19 protein-coding genes and 1 tRNA gene are annotated in these 16,092 nt (G+C 30.3%); 11 read left to right on the top strand and 9 right to left on the bottom strand.

The window, feature by feature from the left end; translation table 11 throughout:
• The first annotated feature begins 1 nt into the window (after window position 1).
• The 4 genes from coaE (at window position 2) to ACJDU8_RS04020 (ending at window position 2,675) form a co-directional block, all read left to right on the top strand.
• The gene (coaE, locus tag ACJDU8_RS04040; RefSeq protein ID WP_406790869.1) at window positions 2–601 is read left to right on the top strand and encodes a dephospho-CoA kinase; all 600 of its coding nucleotides are present in this window, start codon (window positions 2–4) and stop codon (window positions 599–601) included.
• A 43-nt stretch (window positions 602–644) separates the two neighbouring features.
• Window positions 645–1,223: a lytic transglycosylase domain-containing protein gene (locus tag ACJDU8_RS04035; RefSeq protein WP_406790868.1), complete on the top strand. Its 579-nt coding sequence runs from the start codon at window positions 645–647 to the stop codon at window positions 1,221–1,223.
• A 131-nt stretch (window positions 1,224–1,354) separates the two neighbouring features.
• Window positions 1,355–1,439 (top strand) — tRNA-Leu (locus ACJDU8_RS04030).
• A 360-nt stretch (window positions 1,440–1,799) separates the two neighbouring features.
• The gene (locus tag ACJDU8_RS04020) at window positions 1,800–2,675 is read left to right on the top strand and encodes an SDR family oxidoreductase (RefSeq protein WP_406790867.1); all 876 of its coding nucleotides are present in this window, start codon (window positions 1,800–1,802) and stop codon (window positions 2,673–2,675) included.
• Between the two features lie 222 nt (window positions 2,676–2,897).
• Here ACJDU8_RS04020 and ACJDU8_RS04015 read toward each other — a convergent pair whose 3' ends face one another.
• The 3 genes from ACJDU8_RS04015 to ACJDU8_RS04005 are packed head-to-tail and all read right to left on the bottom strand — an operon-like array spanning window position 2,898 to window position 4,064.
• Window positions 2,898–3,470: a manganese catalase family protein gene (locus ACJDU8_RS04015; protein WP_406790866.1), complete on the bottom strand. Its 573-nt coding sequence runs from the start codon at window positions 3,468–3,470 to the stop codon at window positions 2,898–2,900.
• Between the two features lie 3 nt (window positions 3,471–3,473).
• Window positions 3,474–3,737, bottom strand: a complete 264-nt coding sequence (locus tag ACJDU8_RS04010; protein WP_406790865.1) for a spore coat protein CotJB — start codon at window positions 3,735–3,737, stop codon at window positions 3,474–3,476.
• Between the two features lie 12 nt (window positions 3,738–3,749).
• Window positions 3,750–4,064, bottom strand: a complete 315-nt coding sequence (locus tag ACJDU8_RS04005; protein WP_406790864.1) for a spore coat associated protein CotJA — start codon at window positions 4,062–4,064, stop codon at window positions 3,750–3,752.
• 289 nt (window positions 4,065–4,353) lie between these two features.
• On the opposite strand from ACJDU8_RS04005, the gene ACJDU8_RS04000 reads away from it, so the two are divergent.
• Entirely contained in the window at window positions 4,354–4,842 is a 489-nt protein-coding gene (locus ACJDU8_RS04000) for a spore coat protein (protein WP_406790863.1), read from the top strand.
• Between the two features lie 73 nt (window positions 4,843–4,915).
• On the opposite strand, the gene ACJDU8_RS03995 is transcribed toward ACJDU8_RS04000, so the two are convergent.
• Entirely contained in the window at window positions 4,916–5,695 is a 780-nt protein-coding gene (locus ACJDU8_RS03995; protein ID WP_406790862.1) for a lecithin retinol acyltransferase family protein, read from the bottom strand.
• A 158-nt stretch (window positions 5,696–5,853) separates the two neighbouring features.
• Window positions 5,854–6,423, bottom strand: a complete 570-nt coding sequence (locus ACJDU8_RS03990; RefSeq protein WP_406790861.1) for a hypothetical protein — start codon at window positions 6,421–6,423, stop codon at window positions 5,854–5,856.
• 162 nt (window positions 6,424–6,585) lie between these two features.
• On the opposite strand from ACJDU8_RS03990, the gene ACJDU8_RS03985 reads away from it, so the two are divergent.
• Window positions 6,586–7,281 carry a DUF2953 domain-containing protein gene (locus ACJDU8_RS03985; RefSeq protein ID WP_406790860.1) on the top strand — a complete coding sequence of 232 codons (696 nt, stop codon included), beginning with the start codon at window positions 6,586–6,588 and terminating at the stop codon, window positions 7,279–7,281.
• Window positions 7,282–7,285: 4 nt separating this feature from the next.
• The gene (locus tag ACJDU8_RS03980) at window positions 7,286–7,642 is read left to right on the top strand and encodes a GerW family sporulation protein (RefSeq protein WP_406790859.1); all 357 of its coding nucleotides are present in this window, start codon (window positions 7,286–7,288) and stop codon (window positions 7,640–7,642) included.
• Window positions 7,643–7,796: 154 nt separating this feature from the next.
• Here the strand turns inward: ACJDU8_RS03980 and ACJDU8_RS03975 are convergent, their stop codons facing one another.
• Both ACJDU8_RS03975 and ACJDU8_RS03970 read right to left on the bottom strand, forming a co-directional pair.
• Window positions 7,797–8,474, bottom strand: a complete 678-nt coding sequence (locus tag ACJDU8_RS03975) for a response regulator transcription factor (protein ID WP_406790858.1) — start codon at window positions 8,472–8,474, stop codon at window positions 7,797–7,799.
• Between the two features lie 308 nt (window positions 8,475–8,782).
• Complete coding sequence (locus tag ACJDU8_RS03970) at window positions 8,783–9,184, bottom strand: hypothetical protein (RefSeq protein ID WP_406790857.1); 402 nt, start codon at window positions 9,182–9,184, stop codon at window positions 8,783–8,785.
• 331 nt (window positions 9,185–9,515) lie between these two features.
• On the opposite strand from ACJDU8_RS03970, the gene ACJDU8_RS03965 reads away from it, so the two are divergent.
• Both ACJDU8_RS03965 and ACJDU8_RS03960 read left to right on the top strand, forming a co-directional pair.
• Window positions 9,516–10,976 (top strand): aminoacyl-histidine dipeptidase, encoded by a 1,461-nt coding sequence (locus ACJDU8_RS03965; protein WP_406790856.1) that lies wholly within the window; start codon window positions 9,516–9,518, stop codon window positions 10,974–10,976.
• Between the two features lie 65 nt (window positions 10,977–11,041).
• Entirely contained in the window at window positions 11,042–11,473 is a 432-nt protein-coding gene (locus ACJDU8_RS03960; RefSeq protein WP_406790855.1) for a hypothetical protein, read from the top strand.
• Window positions 11,474–11,571: 98 nt separating this feature from the next.
• On the opposite strand, the gene ACJDU8_RS03955 is transcribed toward ACJDU8_RS03960, so the two are convergent.
• Window positions 11,572–12,888: an aminotransferase class V-fold PLP-dependent enzyme gene (locus ACJDU8_RS03955; RefSeq protein ID WP_406790854.1), complete on the bottom strand. Its 1,317-nt coding sequence runs from the start codon at window positions 12,886–12,888 to the stop codon at window positions 11,572–11,574.
• A 289-nt stretch (window positions 12,889–13,177) separates the two neighbouring features.
• Between ACJDU8_RS03955 and dhaL the strand changes: the two genes are divergently transcribed.
• On the top strand, window positions 13,178–13,831 hold the full coding sequence (gene dhaL / locus ACJDU8_RS03950) for a dihydroxyacetone kinase subunit DhaL (RefSeq protein WP_406790853.1): 654 nt from the start codon (window positions 13,178–13,180) through the stop codon (window positions 13,829–13,831).
• A 40-nt stretch (window positions 13,832–13,871) separates the two neighbouring features.
• Window positions 13,872–14,264 (top strand): dihydroxyacetone kinase phosphoryl donor subunit DhaM, encoded by a 393-nt coding sequence (gene dhaM / locus ACJDU8_RS03945; protein ID WP_406790852.1) that lies wholly within the window; start codon window positions 13,872–13,874, stop codon window positions 14,262–14,264.
• A 109-nt stretch (window positions 14,265–14,373) separates the two neighbouring features.
• On the opposite strand, the gene aspD is transcribed toward dhaM, so the two are convergent.
• Window positions 14,374–16,005: an aspartate 4-decarboxylase gene (gene aspD, locus ACJDU8_RS03940; RefSeq protein WP_406790851.1), complete on the bottom strand. Its 1,632-nt coding sequence runs from the start codon at window positions 16,003–16,005 to the stop codon at window positions 14,374–14,376.
• Between the last annotated feature and the right edge of the window lie 87 nt (window positions 16,006–16,092).

Raw genomic sequence — 16,092 nt, 5'->3', positions numbered from 1 at the left:
CATGATTAAAATAGGACTTACGGGAGGTATAGGGAGTGGAAAAAGTACTGTTTCCAGCATGTTAAAAGAAGAAGGGATAAAGATAATAGATGCTGATATTGTAGCTAGGGATGTAGTTGAAAAACATAGTGTAATAATTGATAAAGTAAAGTCTGTTTTCGGAGAAAGATTTATTGACAGCTCAGGAAAGTTAAAAAGAAGAGAGTTGGGGGATTATATATTTTCAGATATAGATAAAAAAAATAGATATGAAAATATCATAATTCCTTTTATAAAAAAAGAAATATTTAAAAAAGTAGATGAATTAGGCAAAAAAGGTGAAAGGCTTTGTGTAATAGATGGAGCTACTCTCATAGAAAATGGATTCCACAAATACACGGATATGATTTTACTGGTATGGGTAAGTAAAAAAATCCAAATGTGTAGAGTAAAAGAAAGAGATAAGTTGACAGAGATGCAGATAATTGATAGAATAAATTCTCAAATGTCTTTAGAAGAAAAGAAAAAATATGCTAATTTTGTGTTGGATAATTCAAATACTTTAGATGAAACTAAAAGACAGTTAAAAGAAATATTAAATAAAATAACTTTGAAATTATAGGGGGTGGAGTGCCTTAAAGTGTAATATTAAGGCATATATAAGATTGAAATCTAAAAGTAAAATAGTAATAGTACTATTGATAATAATAGCAATATTCAGTGCAAAGAGTGTTATAAGATATTACTTTCCTTTAAAATATTCAGATTACATAGTAAAATATTCTAAAGAGTATGGTCTGGATGCCTATTTTGTAATGGCTGTAATTAAGACAGAGAGTAATTTTAAAAGAAATGTAAAATCAAATAAAAATGCCATAGGTCTCATGCAAATAACTCCGGATACGGCTAAATGGGCAGCAGAAAAGATGAATATAACAGATTTTCAAGAAGGTATGCTATATGATCCGGAATTTAATATTAGAATGGGATGCTGGTATTTAAATGATTTAAAGATGGAATTTAACAACAACATGAAGCTGGTCCTAGCTGCATATAATGGGGGCAGGGGTAATGTACAAAAGTGGTTAAGTGATTCGGAGCATTCAACAGACGGGGAAAATCTTGACTATATACCTTTTAAGGAAACAGATAAATATATTAAGAGGGTGGAGGTAAATTACAGAATTTATAAATTTTTGTATAAAGGCTTTTTACTAATAAGCTCATTATTAAATTTTAGTTGACAGCCTTATGAAAAGTGATTATAATACTATTGTAATGTGAGGACAATAGAGTGTGAAATGTTTGGAGTTAGTGGAAGTTAAGTAGTTAATTATTGATTAAATATTTTGCTATTTTTAAAGATATAATTAATGCGAAGGTGGCGGAATAGGCAGACGCACTACTTTGAGGGGGTAGCGAGTAACTTCGTGTGGGTTCAAGTCCCATCCTTCGCACCAAAGTAAGTAATTTAAATAATTTCTGAAATATTTGTGAAGTTCTTATCTTGAACCTACAGTCAAGTTAAGGGAGTTCAACAGACGGATGTGGATATGGACCTTTTATGAGACCTTTAAGGCATTAAGGCGATAGAGATATCAGTGAGAGCGCCCACCTATTGTAGAAGATAGGTATCAATGAAAGAACAACGGTATTTTGGTTATAATGCGGGAAATTAAGAGAGTAGGCTTTGAGCTTACTCTTTTTTGTTGATGTAAAATTATTTAGAAATTAATGGTTTAGGATATTTGATGAATTATAATTTCTATAGTTATCCATACTATTGTTAATTGATTTTAAAGTAGTAGGAGGATTATAATATGAATAATAAATTTTACTTGAACTTTCCCAAATCTGTTCCAGAACAGAAACAAAATAGACATCCAGGAATCGAATCTGAGATGAATCCAATACCTATATTTGAAAGTCCAGATTACATAGGAACTGGTAAGCTAAAAGATAAAGTTGTATTAATCACAGGGGGAGACAGCGGCATAGGAAAAGCGGTTGCTGTGGCTTTTGCAAAGGAAGGTGCCAATTTGGCAATAGTTTATTATGATGAACACAATGATGCAGAAGATACAAAAAAGGTTATTGAAGCCAATGGAAGACAATGTTTATTGCTGTCGGGGGACATTTCAGATAACAATTTCTGTAATATCGCCGTTAAAAAGACCATAGATAAGTTTAATAAGATAGATGTGTTGGTAAATAATGCTGCAGTACAATTTACGCAGAATAGTATTGAGGATATAACAAATGAACAATTGGAGAGAACTTTTAGGACAAATATATTTAGTATGTTTTATCTTACAAGGGCTGTTTTACCTTATTTTAAACCGGGCTGTTCTATAATAAATACATCATCTATAACTGCTTACAATGGTAATGAAACACTTTTGGACTATTCTTGTACGAAAGGTGCAATAGTATCTTTTACCCGTTCTATGGCCTTGTCTTTGATAGACAGAAATATAAGGGTAAATGCAGTGGCACCAGGACCGGTTTGGACACCGCTTATTCCATCTTCCTTTAGTCCTCAAAAGGTAGGCAAATTTGGCTTAAATAGCCCTATAAAAAGACCTGCTCAGCCAGTAGAGGTAGCACCGGCTTATGTATTTCTTGCCTCACCGGATGCTTCTTATATTACAGGTGAAATTATACATGTAAATGGCGGGGAATTTATAGGGGGGTAAATTTTATTATAGTTAAGAGTTAAGAATTAAAAGTGAAAAGTTACGGAGGATTTTTCTCCACTTTGTTACGAAAAATCTTAGATTTGTTATTTATTCAAATATAAGAATTATTAAAGCTTTGCTTTAATAATTCTATATTTTAAATTTTCGGGAGTGTTAACGGAAGAAAATTATCCGTAACTCTTAATTCATAACTCATAACTTTTAATTCTTAATAGTTATTTAGAAGCACTTTTTAGTATCCATAAGATCCTGGACCTGTACAAGAGCTTCTCCAAAACGTTGAAAATGGACAATTTCTCTTGCCCATAAAAATTTTAAAACATCTTTTATGTCGGCATCGTCTGTCAATTTTATTAAGTGTTCATAAGTTGTTCTGGCTTTTTGTTCTGCAGCCATATCTTCATGGAGATCTGTTATAGGATCTGCAGTAGCTTGAATATATGCAGCTGTCCATGGAACACCGTTAGCATCTGTAGGAAAAGTAGCCCGGCCATGTTGGGTATAGTGGGAAGCTAGTCCTGCTTCTTTAAGTTCATCTATAGTAGCATCTTCTAATAATTGATATATCATTGTAGATATAATTTCAACATGAGCTAGTTCTTCAGTTCCTATATCTGTAAGTAATCCTTTAGTTTTACCAGTAGGCATGGTATAACGCTGGTTTAAATATCTAAGGGCAGCACCTAATTCTCCGTCTGGACCGCCGTATTGAGCAACCAAATATTTTGCCATTTGTATATCCTTACATTTAATTTTTACAGGATGTTGTAACTTTTTTTCATAAATCCACATACGTCAAACCTCCTCTATGTCAGATTCCCAAGGCCAGGGTTCATTTGTCCATGTCCAAGGGTACTGGCTTTGAGAAAATCCAAAGTTAAATAGAGCACCAAAGTTTAATTCATATTCTCTTATTAGGTGCATAAGTTGTTTTGAAAGAGTGTTAAAGTCTGACAATGCTTTTTTATTATCGGGAAAGTTGTCTAAAAATAGATTTAAATCTAATGTAGCAAATTCTAGTTGGCGAATTTTATCTAATAATTTTTCGCGAGTATCCATATTTACTTCCTCCTACTTCAAATTTTTATTGTCTTTATTATCTTCATCTTCAGGATAAGGTATGACAAGATTTGGGAATACGGTTCCTTTTTTTAGTGCAACGTTTAAAGGAAGTAAACCTATATATGGTTGCATAGGAACATATGCTCTTGCCAACTGTTTATTTGAAGTATTAGGAAGGACAGGAGAGCGCATAAATTCTGGATTTAAACAGGGAATAAATCTTGAATACAATATTTTCACCTCGTATATTCTCTCTACAATGATAATATATTCACAGCCCTGGATTGTGTTAACGTAAATTTGGTCTTTAAAAAATTTATTCATATAGAGGTTTTAAATATGCTGGTTTAATGATATAATCATGTTAAATGATAATTATATTGGTAATTAGTAAATTAAGTTTATGTAAACTCCCATCAAATGGTTTTACTATATAATTTGTGTACCCTCCAATTTATATATTTATGTGTATCGGGAGTTTACATAGATCTTTCTATAATATTATACGATTAAGAAACTTTTATGGCTTCAAATAAAATTATATTTTTATTTGAAGTATTTTTTATGTATAAATTTGTTTTAAGTATACATAATAATCTTGGAGGTGTTTTTTATGTCTATAAATTTAACCAATTCAGTAAGTTTGAGTAATAAGGAGAGGGCATTATTAGAAGATCAGAAAAGTCATGAAGCTATATGTGTACAAAAGTATACCAACTATGCCAATCAGGCAAAGGATTCTCAACTAAAGCAGCTATTTTTAAATAATGCTTCCATTGAGCGGGAACATGTAAATAGCATTAACTCCATCTTGCAGGGTCAGGTACCTGATACAAATAACAAGCAAAGTGCAGCTGCAAATCCAAGTATGAATAATTTTTCTAGTTCGTTACCAGCAGGTAGCCAGGTTTCTGATGCGGAAATGTGTAAGGATATGCTTATGACAGAAAAGTATATTTCGGGTACATATGATACTTCTATATTTGAATTTAAGGATACAAATGTCCGGGATGTATTAAATCATATACAAAAGGAAGAACAACAGCATGGAGACTCTATTTACAAATATATGGAAAGTAAAGGACTATATAGTATTCAGTAAAAGGGTTATTAAAATTTAAAGCAGTGATTTGATTAAGAGTTATGGAAGACATTTTTCCATAACTCTTAGTTTTTTATTGTAGATTTATTCCCATAGCTGTAAACATTTTTACTTGCACTAATTCTTTTTCAGATAGATTTTCCAGTTGAAGGGATTCTGAATTACCAGTCTTAGCCCAAATTACAAAGTGTTCACAGTTGTTTTGCAGTAGATTATAGCTTTTTTCTCCAAGTCTTGTTTCTGCTCTTTTTACAGTTTCATATGAGTTAAATTCTACAGTGCCTTTTATATTTAAAATAAAGTAATTTTTTTCTTTAAAATAAGGTTCCATATCTGTTTCCTGTATTTCTGCATCTTTTGCATTGCCTGTACTACTGCAATAATGGATGACTTTATTATTTCCTACATATATGCCATAGTGGTCATATTCATATCCCATAAACCTACCGGTAGTTCCTATTATATCTCCATATTCAGGTTTCCTTATACTTTTTGATAGTGTAATTGAATTACCTGTTTTTACTTTAAAATACAGTGTGTCATTTTTATTTATGGTAATCAAAATTTTGCTATTTTCATAAAATCCATCTATGGGTGGATTTATCATTAGAGTTTTACCGCTGGCACTTAAGAAAACATAAGTATCGATGTTGTTGTTATTTTCGTCTTTTATGGAAATATTTTTTAAAGCATTATCATTCTGTGTAATTTTATTATTTAAAGGTATTTGAATTTCACTGTATTTATAAATATTTGTTATTTTACTTTGAAATACATGAATTCTATATATTACAAGTACAGTTGTGATTATTAACAGGACTGATGCTAATTTTATAAAGAAATATTTACCCATTTTCAACCCCTAATTTTTTAAAGTATGATTTTCCCTTTGAGGGTAATACAAATAAGATTATTATAATTTCATAATAATTAAACATGTAATCCCTCCTTGAAGTTTATATGTTATAATGACTTTATATAGCTAAATATTACCTATAGGTTATGTATATTTTATGGTACAATTAGTTTTATTTTATTTGCTACAAGTTTTCCTTCATCATATTGTATATATACATTGGCATAGATATCATTTACTGCGGAGTATATTATATTATTACCTTTTAGTTTTGTTATTTTGTACCTGGCTATTTTCTCGTATTTTGGACTCTCTTTTTTAGTGGATATTACTTCTACAGAGTTACTGCCAAAATCTAGAAGATTTTGCGATTTAATATCTCCTATATTGACAACATAAGTTTTAACATTATTAGTTACTGTCTCTTTTATATACTGATCTTTATTGGAGGAGGAAATTGGGGCTAAGTTTTTAGTTTCTATAATTTTATCAATAATGCCTACTTCTTTAGGGCCTATAAGCCATATTGAAAGTGGAAGAATAAATAACAAAAATATAGACATTATACACATTAACATTATATTTACAATCATCTTTTTTATCCAATATTCTAATATCTGTTTTTCACTAAGGTTTTTAGTTTTTATTTTTTTATTTTGTCTGGAAAACAAAAATGCACCCAATAGAATATTTAAAGTTCCTGATAAGTATAAGAAAAAAAGCATAATTTACCCCCTTTAAAGTAAACTTCATATAAATTTTAGCAGAAACTAGCTTAAAAATATATATAATTGCTTAACTTTTTAAGAGGTATGATATGTTAATGAATAGATGAAAAAGCTCTAGAAATAATATTATGCCAGATTAGAGAAGGAGGTATATCTGTTTTGATTGTTTTGAAGATAATAGGAAGTATAATATTGCTATTTATAATATTTTTAATTCTTATAATAATTAGCAATATAAAATATAAAATTAAACTGATTTATGTAGAATATAAAATTAACTATAATATAAAAGTAAACGCGCTTTTGAATATTATTTCTATAACTGGAAAGGGTAATGATGAAAATATAGAATTATTTATAAAATTGGTATTCTTGAAAAAGAAATTAAAAATAAATTATAAAGAAAACAAGTGTGACAAAAAATTTATTAAAAGTAAATATAAAGAAGAGTATAACACAGATGAATCATCTTTTGATATACTAAATGGAATTAAGAAGGTTTATACATATAAAGATTATTTAATAAAAGTTATTTCAATAATTAAACCTGAACATGTAAATATGGAAGGAATTTATGGATTCGAAGATCCTTACATAACAGGAATATTTAGTGGATTTATTTCAGCCACTTCCTTAATTTTTCCTGGGAATTCTATAAGATTAAGTCCTAATTTTTCTGAGAAATTTTTTGACTTACATATAAAAGTTAATGGAAAATTAAAAATTATGACTTTAATTCTTTTAATATTTAAATTGCTTATACTTGATATATATAGAAATATGATAAGTAAATTAAAAATGAAATTTACAGGAAGATCTAAAACCAGAAAAAATAAATTAGCGAAGGTGAGGTAATCATATGAGTGTTAAAGAAAATACAGAAGTGTTATTTTCAAAATTAGAAAATTTTTTTAAAACAGAAACTGTTGTGGGTAACCCAATAAGTATAGAAGGCATTACTCTGGTGCCATTTATAACTGTTACCTTTGGATGTGGAACTGGTGGAGGACAAGGTTCTAATTCTCAAAATAAGCAGGAAGGTTTAGGTTCAGGCCTGGGAGCAGGTGCAAAAATAAGTCCAGATGCAGTACTTGTAATAAAGGGTGATATGATTAAAATGATTCCTATAAGAGATAAGGCTAATGTTGAAAAACTTATAGAATTGGTACCCGAAATAATCGGTAGAATAAGTAAAAGTAAAGGAAAAGATAAATAAGTGACCCTAAGGTTCAGATGAAGAAAAGTATTTCTCATAAGTAAACTTCACCTGAACCTTAGAATAACTTGATATTTATCATAAATTTGGATATTTAATTATAAAGCTTACACCGTTTGTTCTATTTACTGCTATGATTTTGCCTTAAATACTTTCATTGACTGTTGACCAATTTATAGCCATATCCATATATTGTTTCTATAGTTAATTTATCTACTTTTTTTCTAAGCCTTCTTACGGTATCATCTACTACCCGGTTAGAACCAAAATAGTTGTTACCCCAAACATTTGTTAAAATTTGTTCTCTTAAAATCAAACTATTCTTGTTCTCAGCAAGATAGCTTAATAATTCAAATTCTTTATTGGTAAGTCTCAGTTCTTGGTTTTTAAACAAAACTATTCTTTGTTTCTTATTAATAAGATATTCTCCAATTTGTATGCTTAAATTTTGTGTTATATTAGTATTACCATAAATTTTTGCCATAAGGTTATTAGTCCGTATAACTAATTCTCTGGGCAAAAATGGTTTTGGTAAATAATCATCACTGCCAAGTTCTAACCCCACTACTCTATCAAATTCTTCATTTCTTGCAGATATAAATATGACAGGTGTATCTTTGTTATTTTGCTTTATGTATTTAATTAATACATATCCATTTATATCGGGGAGCATTATATCCAGAATCCAGAGATCCGGCATGTCTTTTATTCTGTTTTTCGCACAGTTTCCATCAGAAAAAGTAGTTACATCATAGCCTTCATTTTTAAGGTACTTCTCAAGTAAAATGTTTAAGTTATATTCATCCTCAACCAAATATATCTTTTTAGACAATTTTATCACCTCAACTTAAATTAGTATTATAGCTGAGTAAAATTCTAAGGCTTTTATTTTCATAGGTTCATAATACTTATAAAAGGTGAATATTGTTAAACTATATGAATATTTCCCTATATTAAAATCATATAGTTATAAATAAAAGTTAGAGAGAAGTTCTTTTATTAACTTCCCCCTAGCTTTTTGTATGCTTTTTGAACAAAACATATAAATATATAAAGTAGTATTTAACTGAAATTTATACATTTACTTAAAATTTTTACTATTTTAATAGATGAGTGTATTATATTTTCTATGGTATAAATTTATTTAGAGGGATTATGCGGTTTTATATTATGTGCTGGTACTTGCCAGCTAGGTCCCCAACCACTAAATGCATTTAAAATGGACACTGCCTGATTTTGTGTTATACTTCCTGCGGCTACTAAAGCATCTAATTGAGCCTTAAAAGTTTCTCTTGTTGTTATTTTATTATTATAATACAGGTTCAATATTATATTTTCTTGGCTTGGACTTATACTTCCTGCTGCTGCTAGACCATCTAATTTAGTTTTAAAGTTTTCAAAAGAATAATGAGATTTATAGACTATATTAGTCTTAACATTATTAGCAGGAGATGCATGTACTGTTGTAGCAATCCCTGTATTTACCAGTAGCGGCACTGTAAGCACTAAAGCTGAAAGCAATTTGTATTTCATTTTTAACATTTGTAATACCTCCTAATTTTTTACCATATGATATGTGGTAAATTGTTTTATTTAACTGTTCCTTTAAAAAAATTATAACTAATGATTATGGGTATAGTATCAAATAGTCATGTGAAATTTGTGTAATTTGATATGCTATATAATTATGGAATAGTTTTTTCTAAGTGATATAATGTAGTTATACTATTACTATATAGTATATATTTCAATTTTATATGAAGGCTATCAGTGCTAAGACACCCCCATTTTTAAAAAAATTGGAGGACCTTCACTTAAGTCTAAGAAGAACTTGATAAAATAATTATCAGTACTCTAGGAAAGGATGATTAATATGATTAGAGTATTACAAGATATTGAACCAGCTGAAGTATTTAAATACTTTGAGGAACTTAGCAGCATACCCAGGGAATCGGGAAATGAAAAAGAAATAAGTGATTATTTAGTTTCTTTTGCAAAACGACATAATTTAGAAGTTATACAGGATAAGGCATTAAATGTAGTTATAAAGAAAAAAGGAACTAAAGGATATGAAAATAGTCCAGGGGTAATATTGCAGGGACATATGGATATGGTATGTGAAAAAAATGTAGGAGTAGAACATGATTTTACTAAAGATCTGTTAAAATTAAGAGTAGTAGATGACATGATATATGCAGCAGGTACAACACTTGGGGGAGATGATGGCATAGCAATTGCAATGGGTCTTGCTATTCTGGCTTCCAAAGATATACCTCATCCTCCAGTGGAATTACTGGCTACTACCTCTGAAGAAACAGGCATGAATGGGGCTATTGCCTTGGATCCTAAAAATATAACGGGGAGAATTCTTGTAAATATAGATTCAGAGGAAGAAGGAGTATTACTTGTAGGATGTGCCGGAGGGTGTTCAGCTAAAGTAAATATCCCTATAAAATGGGATAATATAAATGAAGATGATAAAGCTTTTTTAATTAAAATTACAGGGTTAAAAGGTGGTCATTCTGGTTCAGAAATACACAAGGAGAGGGCAAATGCAAATAAGCTGATGGGTAGGCTGCTTAAAAATTTAACAACTAAAATAGATTTTAAAATAGGCTCAATAGGAGGAGGTTCCAAACATAATGTTATAGCTTGTGAGTCGGAAGCTATTATATTAGTAAACTCTAAATATAATTCTACAGTAAAAGATATTATATCAAATTTAGAAAATGTGCTAAAAGATGAGTTTAGGGCATCAGATCCAGGCTTAAAAATAGAATTGAAAACTGTAACGGAATTACCGCAAAAAGTCATGTCCTATAATACTACGGGAAATGTAATTAATTTTATCTATTTAATTCCCAATGGAGTTCAGAGCATGAGCATGAATATAGAAGGACTTGTAGAAAGTTCATTAAATTTAGGCACAGTTGTAATTAAAGAAGATAGTGTAGAATTTATAAGTTCAATAAGAAGCTCTGTAAGAAGTTTGAGAGATAATATATTTAATATTATAGCCACTATAGGAAGTTTTATAGAGGCTAAAGTAGAAGTTGAATCAAGTTACCCAGAATGGAAATATAAGTCTTATTCCAAAATAAGAGAAATTATGGTAGAGGTATATGAGAAATTATTTGGAGAGAAACCAGTAATAAGTGCAATTCACGCGGGACTTGAATGTGGAATTTTTGAAGAAAAATTTAATGGTCAGTTGGATATGGTTTCCTTAGGACCAGATATTTTTGATATTCACAGTCCTAATGAACATTTAAGTATACCTTCTACACAGAGAACATGGAAGTATTTATTAGAGATATTAAAAAATCTTAGATAAAATTTTATATAAAAGATCATTGAATGTAGAATCTATACAAACTATTGTGAGGGATAGTGTTTATAATGAATAACAAAAGTTTAAATTTTAATATTAAAGTGCTGCTTTTTACAGCAGTTTTGGTTACAGCATATTTTTATATAGATAAGCTGGAAATTATTGCGTTGCTTCCTCTAGCGTTATGTATATATGATGGATATTATATATTTTCTAAAGTTAAGAATAGGGATGGACTTAAAGTATCTTTTTTTATAACTACTGCATTAGCATTAATTTTTATGATTCACACTGTAGTGACATATGGAACTTCAAATCCAGTTCCAATAGTTATTATATTTATTATGACCAATGTGTTTTTTATATATAATTTGATACTATATTTTTACAAGAAACATAGTAAAATAAGTCTTATATGTATATTTTTAGGCTGGATTATATGTGATAGTACTCCAATACTTATGTTGTTTATATTATCTGCAGGGCTTTCTAGTAGATGATTAGTATTACAAAATTATAACATAGGTCAAGTAATTTTAAGGTTCAGATGGAGCTTGCCTATAAGGAATGCTCTTCTCCACCTGACCTTAACATAACTTTATTTTTTAATTTTATTTTTATTTTTAATTATCTCTTCTAAAATATTTATTAAAATATTTACTTCGTTATAAGTATTATATAATCCAAAACTTAACCTAACTATGCCAGGTCGGAAATCATTATAATGATATTTAAAATAATTTATTTCATCTGGAGAGATTTTTAAAAGTCTTTGGACATATGGTTGGGCACAAAAGCACCCGCTTCGTACTGAAATACCTCCTAAATCTGAAAGGAGTTTTGCAGTTGTTTCGTGGTGAATTCCTTTTATGTTAAAAGGTAGGATAGCCACTTTACTGCAGTTTGGTTTTGTATCTCCGTAAAAAATAATATCTGGAAGTCTAAGCATTTTACTCAAGGCATAGTTATAGATCTGCATTTCTCTTTTATCTATGGTATTCATTCCTAGTTTATTTAGAATTTTTATTGCGGCAGTAAGAGCTACAACTCCCAGTACATTAGGTGTTCCAGCTTCATTTTTTTCAGGAGGATCAGCCCAGAGTATATAGTCATCTGTTACTAACCTTATTGTACCACCCCCACTGTATTCCGGGCTCACATTGTGGAAAGTTTTTTTGGGGCCTATCAATACACCTGTTCCAAAAGGGGCGTACATTTTATGGGCAGAAAAAGCTAGGTAGTCGATAGATTCTTCTTTTGAGGGGCCTTTCATATATATAGGACAATGAGGTACAATTTGTGCACCATCAACAAGAATTTGTGCTCCAAAGCTATGGGTAATTTTCGCTATTTCATGTATTGGATTTTTATATCCAGTTACGTTAGAGGCAGCGGTTACACATACAAGTTTAATTTTACCATTATACTTTTTCAATTTGTATTCTAAATCCGATAAGTTTAATTTTCCAAGCTCGTCCAATTCTACATAATTTACTTTAAATTTATGTCTCCAGGGTAAATCATTGGAATGATGTTCCATCCTGGTAGTTAGTATAACTGGATCTTTGTATAGGTAATTAAAAATGTAAGCTAACTTATTTATAGCTTCTGTAGTATTTTTTACATAAATTACTGCATTTTCTTTACTATCGCAGTGGACAAAATCACATATAATATTTCTGGACATCTCGTAAGTTTCAGAGGATAATTTAGATTTAAAACCAGTTCCTCTATGGATTGAGGAGTAATATGGTGAAAAATCATTTATTTTTTTTAAGACATAATTAAAAGGAGGAGTAGTAGCTGCATTATCAAAATTTATGGCAGTTACCAGTTTGCCATTTTGTAAAGGAATTTTTGTATCTACGCCGGTGATAAGTCTTCTGAAGATATAATCTATTTCACCATAGGACAATTAAAATCACTTCCTGTTAGCTTTATTATAATTAAGTAAAAGCGCTTTTGCAGGTGTAATGACATACTTTTACTTTTATTTATATTATGTAGCTGTAATTGTAAATGTACCAAATTATTTTTTAATTTTATGAATAAAATATTGCACATTTTTTATATTTCCTATATATTATATGTAATATATATAAAGAGTATAGAATGCTGATAGGTAAAATGTAACTGTAAACGATAACGTAGCTGCTAAAGTAAATATTTATATAAAATATAAATGTAGAAGGAGATACATATATATGAGCATAAATGTAGTACAAGTAAGAGAAATAATAAATAGTATGGCCACATTAATAAATGAAAATGTAGATTATTTGACTGAATTAGATGCAGCTATAGGAGATGGAGACCATGGATTGAATTTGGACAAGGGATTTACAGCGGTGAAGAGAAAGTTAAAAGACAAGGATCTGAGTGATATAGGATATATTTTAAAAAAGACTGGAATGATTTTAGTATCAAATACAGGAGGGGCTTCTGGGTCTCTTTATGGTACAGCTTTTATAAGGGCGGGTATGGCAGTAGAAGGGAAACAGACTGTAAATATAAATGATTTTTTGAAAATGTTGGAACAAGCCTTAGCTGGAATTAAAATGAGGGGAAAAGGAAGAATTGGAGGTAAGACTATGATAGATGCCATAGAACCAGCGGTGAATTCTTTGAGATGTTCCATAAGTAAAGGATTAGATAGTGTACAATCCCTCGAAAAGGCAAAAAATGCTGCATTTAAAGGTGTGAACAGTACTAAAAGTATAATTTGTAAAAATGGAAAAGCTAGTTATTTAGGAAATAAAAGTATAGGATATCCAGATCCGGGGGCAGCTTCCAGCTATCTTATACTTAATACTATATATGAAGAAGTTAAGAAAATGTGTGAGACAGGAAAGAGTTAATGTAGGTTTATTAAATTTATTATGCCAAGGAGGTATTTTTATGGTTGGAGTTGTAATCGTATCACACAGTAGTGAAATTGCCAATGGAGTAAAAAACCTGGTTGAACAAATATCACCAGGCAGCAGTGTTGCAGCTGCTGGAGGTACAAAGGATGGCAGACTTGGCACTGATGCATGTAAAATAAAGAGTGCTATAGAAAAGGTCTACAGTGAAGATGGAGTACTAATATTATTTGATCTAGGTAGTGCATACATGAATGCAGAGATGGCAATTGAATTTTTAGAACCCAAAATGCAATCTAGAGTACAAATAATAAATGGGGCACTTGTAGAGTCGTCATTGATAGCTGTGGTAGATGCCAGTATAGGTAAGAGTATAGAAGAAATAAAAGAACACTTAAAGTCTATGTGCATTAACAAAATGCCTTCATAAAAAAATAGAGTGTGTCAGATAATACTTATTTAAGTAGATTCCTATAATAGTATAGCTATCTAAGAATCTACTTTCTTGTTTTATCCGAACGGCTACTATTGTAGGTTATTTATTTTTGACCATCTTTCCAATGTTTTACATAATATTTTAAAATATTGTGGAGCACATCACCTATTTTAGAATAGGAATTATCATCTAAGTTTGCTAAGGAGATTCTTATAGACCATTCTGGTGCATAAAATCCTGCACCACCCAGTAGTACTATAGAAGATTTTTCTGCCAATTTAAAAAGAACATCTACTGGTTTATAATTTTTCTTTAAGTATTCTCCAAATTCTTTGCCATAATGGTGTTCTGACCATTCAAGTAAATCGAATTCAGCATAATAAGAGGCATCATACTCATCTTTTTTTAGTTCTATTTCCAGTCCGTGAAATAACAATTTTTTTCGTCTTCGACAAATACTCTTTGTCAAATTTCTATACTTCTTTTCTCTATCTATTAGGTCGAAAACTGCAAAAAAAGCCATTTGTACTTGTTGTGGGGTAGAAAGGCCTGCAGTATGTTCAAGTGCCACTTGACGGCTATCAGCTACAATTCTGTCGATGAAGTTGATTTCTTCTGGATTGATTGAAAGGGCCTCGTAGCGTTTTTTCAGGGATTTCTTTTTATCTTCTGGCAGTGATTTTAAAAGTTTATCAAATACATTATCTTTATGAAGAGCTATTGTTCCTAAACGCCAACCAGTTACTCCAAAGTATTTCGAAAAAGAATAGACTCCTATGGAATTAGAAGGTAAAATTGATACTATGGAATGAAAATTATCTACAAAAGTTCCATATACATCATCAGAAATTATCATTAAATTAGGATTATGTTTCTTAACGATCTGTACTAAGTGTTCCATAGACTCAGGTTTCATGGCCACTGAAGGCGGATTGCTGGGATTAACTAAAAATAAAGCTTTAATAGTTGTATCACACAGTTTTTCTAATTCGGTTTTAGGATATTGCCAGGTGTGAGTGCCGTCTTCCAAGGATTCAGATGCCATAATCTTAATTGGATTAAAATTATATCTGGGTATAGTAGGAATTTCAAGATAGGGAGTAAAAATTGGAGTCATAAGTGCAATTTTATCTCCCTGATGCAGCAATTCATTAGCTATTAAAGAGTCAAATATGTAACACATTGCCGCAGTAGCACCTTCTACTGCAAATAATTTAAACTCCATGGAAGGATCTTTAATATTGTATATTTCTTCAATTAAATATTGATGAACTATTTTTTCTACATGAGTTAACATTCTATCAGGGGTAGGGTAATTGTCTCCTATAATTCCATCTGCCAGTTCATAGATCCAATCTTCAGCGTTGAATCCTTGAGAATGGATGCCATAACTTATAATATTTTTAAGTAATTCTATTCCAGGAGCATTCTTGTGATTTTCTACATACGTGTAGAATCTTTTATCAATGCCTTCTTTCTTTGGCATTCCTCCTAAGTCATTCTGGTTCCAGGATATTCTAGATTCCTCTGAGGCAAACTGTCCGAAGGTAAAAAAGGCTTCTCTAGGTGTAATTGCTACCCAATTAGGATTACCTCTTCCGGCATCTAGAAGGGTGCGAACACTTTTTTTCTTTTGATTTTTAGCAAGATCAATTAGTTTATCTTTTAGTTCGAAAGGGCTAATTTTGCCATAAATACGTTGTAATTCTAACAGTTGAATATTTTTACTATTCATAGTTAATCCTCCCTATATAATTTTTTCAATAATTATGTTATAATTATAAAATTTATGGTGTGTAAATTTATGATGCAATATTCTAAT

This window comes from Candidatus Clostridium eludens (assembly GCF_045310515.1).
Lineage (GTDB): Bacteria > Bacillota > Clostridia > Clostridiales > Clostridiaceae > Clostridium_B > Clostridium_B eludens.
This window is presented reverse-complemented; position numbering and strand designations above follow the sequence as displayed.

Bases quoted from the DNA above. Each gene is read 5' to 3' on its own strand.
- ACJDU8_RS03960 (WP_406790855.1), top strand. From the start codon at position 11,042: ATGAATAACAAAAGTTTAAATTTTAATATTAAAGTGCTGCTTTTTACA.
- ACJDU8_RS04005 (WP_406790864.1), bottom strand. From the start codon at position 4,064: ATGAATAAATTTTTTAAAGACCAAATTTACGTTAACACAATCCAGGGC.
- dhaL (WP_406790853.1), top strand. From the start codon at position 13,178: ATGAGCATAAATGTAGTACAAGTAAGAGAAATAATAAATAGTATGGCC.
- ACJDU8_RS03990 (WP_406790861.1), bottom strand. From the start codon at position 6,423: ATGCTTTTTTTCTTATACTTATCAGGAACTTTAAATATTCTATTGGGT.
- dhaM (WP_406790852.1), top strand. From the start codon at position 13,872: ATGGTTGGAGTTGTAATCGTATCACACAGTAGTGAAATTGCCAATGGA.
- ACJDU8_RS03965 (WP_406790856.1), top strand. From the start codon at position 9,516: ATGATTAGAGTATTACAAGATATTGAACCAGCTGAAGTATTTAAATAC.
- coaE (WP_406790869.1), top strand. From the start codon at position 2: ATGATTAAAATAGGACTTACGGGAGGTATAGGGAGTGGAAAAAGTACT.
- ACJDU8_RS03970 (WP_406790857.1), bottom strand. From the start codon at position 9,184: ATGTTAAAAATGAAATACAAATTGCTTTCAGCTTTAGTGCTTACAGTG.
- ACJDU8_RS04015 (WP_406790866.1), bottom strand. From the start codon at position 3,470: ATGTGGATTTATGAAAAAAAGTTACAACATCCTGTAAAAATTAAATGT.
- ACJDU8_RS03980 (WP_406790859.1), top strand. From the start codon at position 7,286: ATGAGTGTTAAAGAAAATACAGAAGTGTTATTTTCAAAATTAGAAAAT.
- ACJDU8_RS04020 (WP_406790867.1), top strand. From the start codon at position 1,800: ATGAATAATAAATTTTACTTGAACTTTCCCAAATCTGTTCCAGAACAG.
- ACJDU8_RS04010 (WP_406790865.1), bottom strand. From the start codon at position 3,737: ATGGATACTCGCGAAAAATTATTAGATAAAATTCGCCAACTAGAATTT.
- aspD (WP_406790851.1), bottom strand. From the start codon at position 16,005: ATGAATAGTAAAAATATTCAACTGTTAGAATTACAACGTATTTATGGC.
- ACJDU8_RS03995 (WP_406790862.1), bottom strand. From the start codon at position 5,695: ATGGGTAAATATTTCTTTATAAAATTAGCATCAGTCCTGTTAATAATC.
- ACJDU8_RS04000 (WP_406790863.1), top strand. From the start codon at position 4,354: ATGTCTATAAATTTAACCAATTCAGTAAGTTTGAGTAATAAGGAGAGG.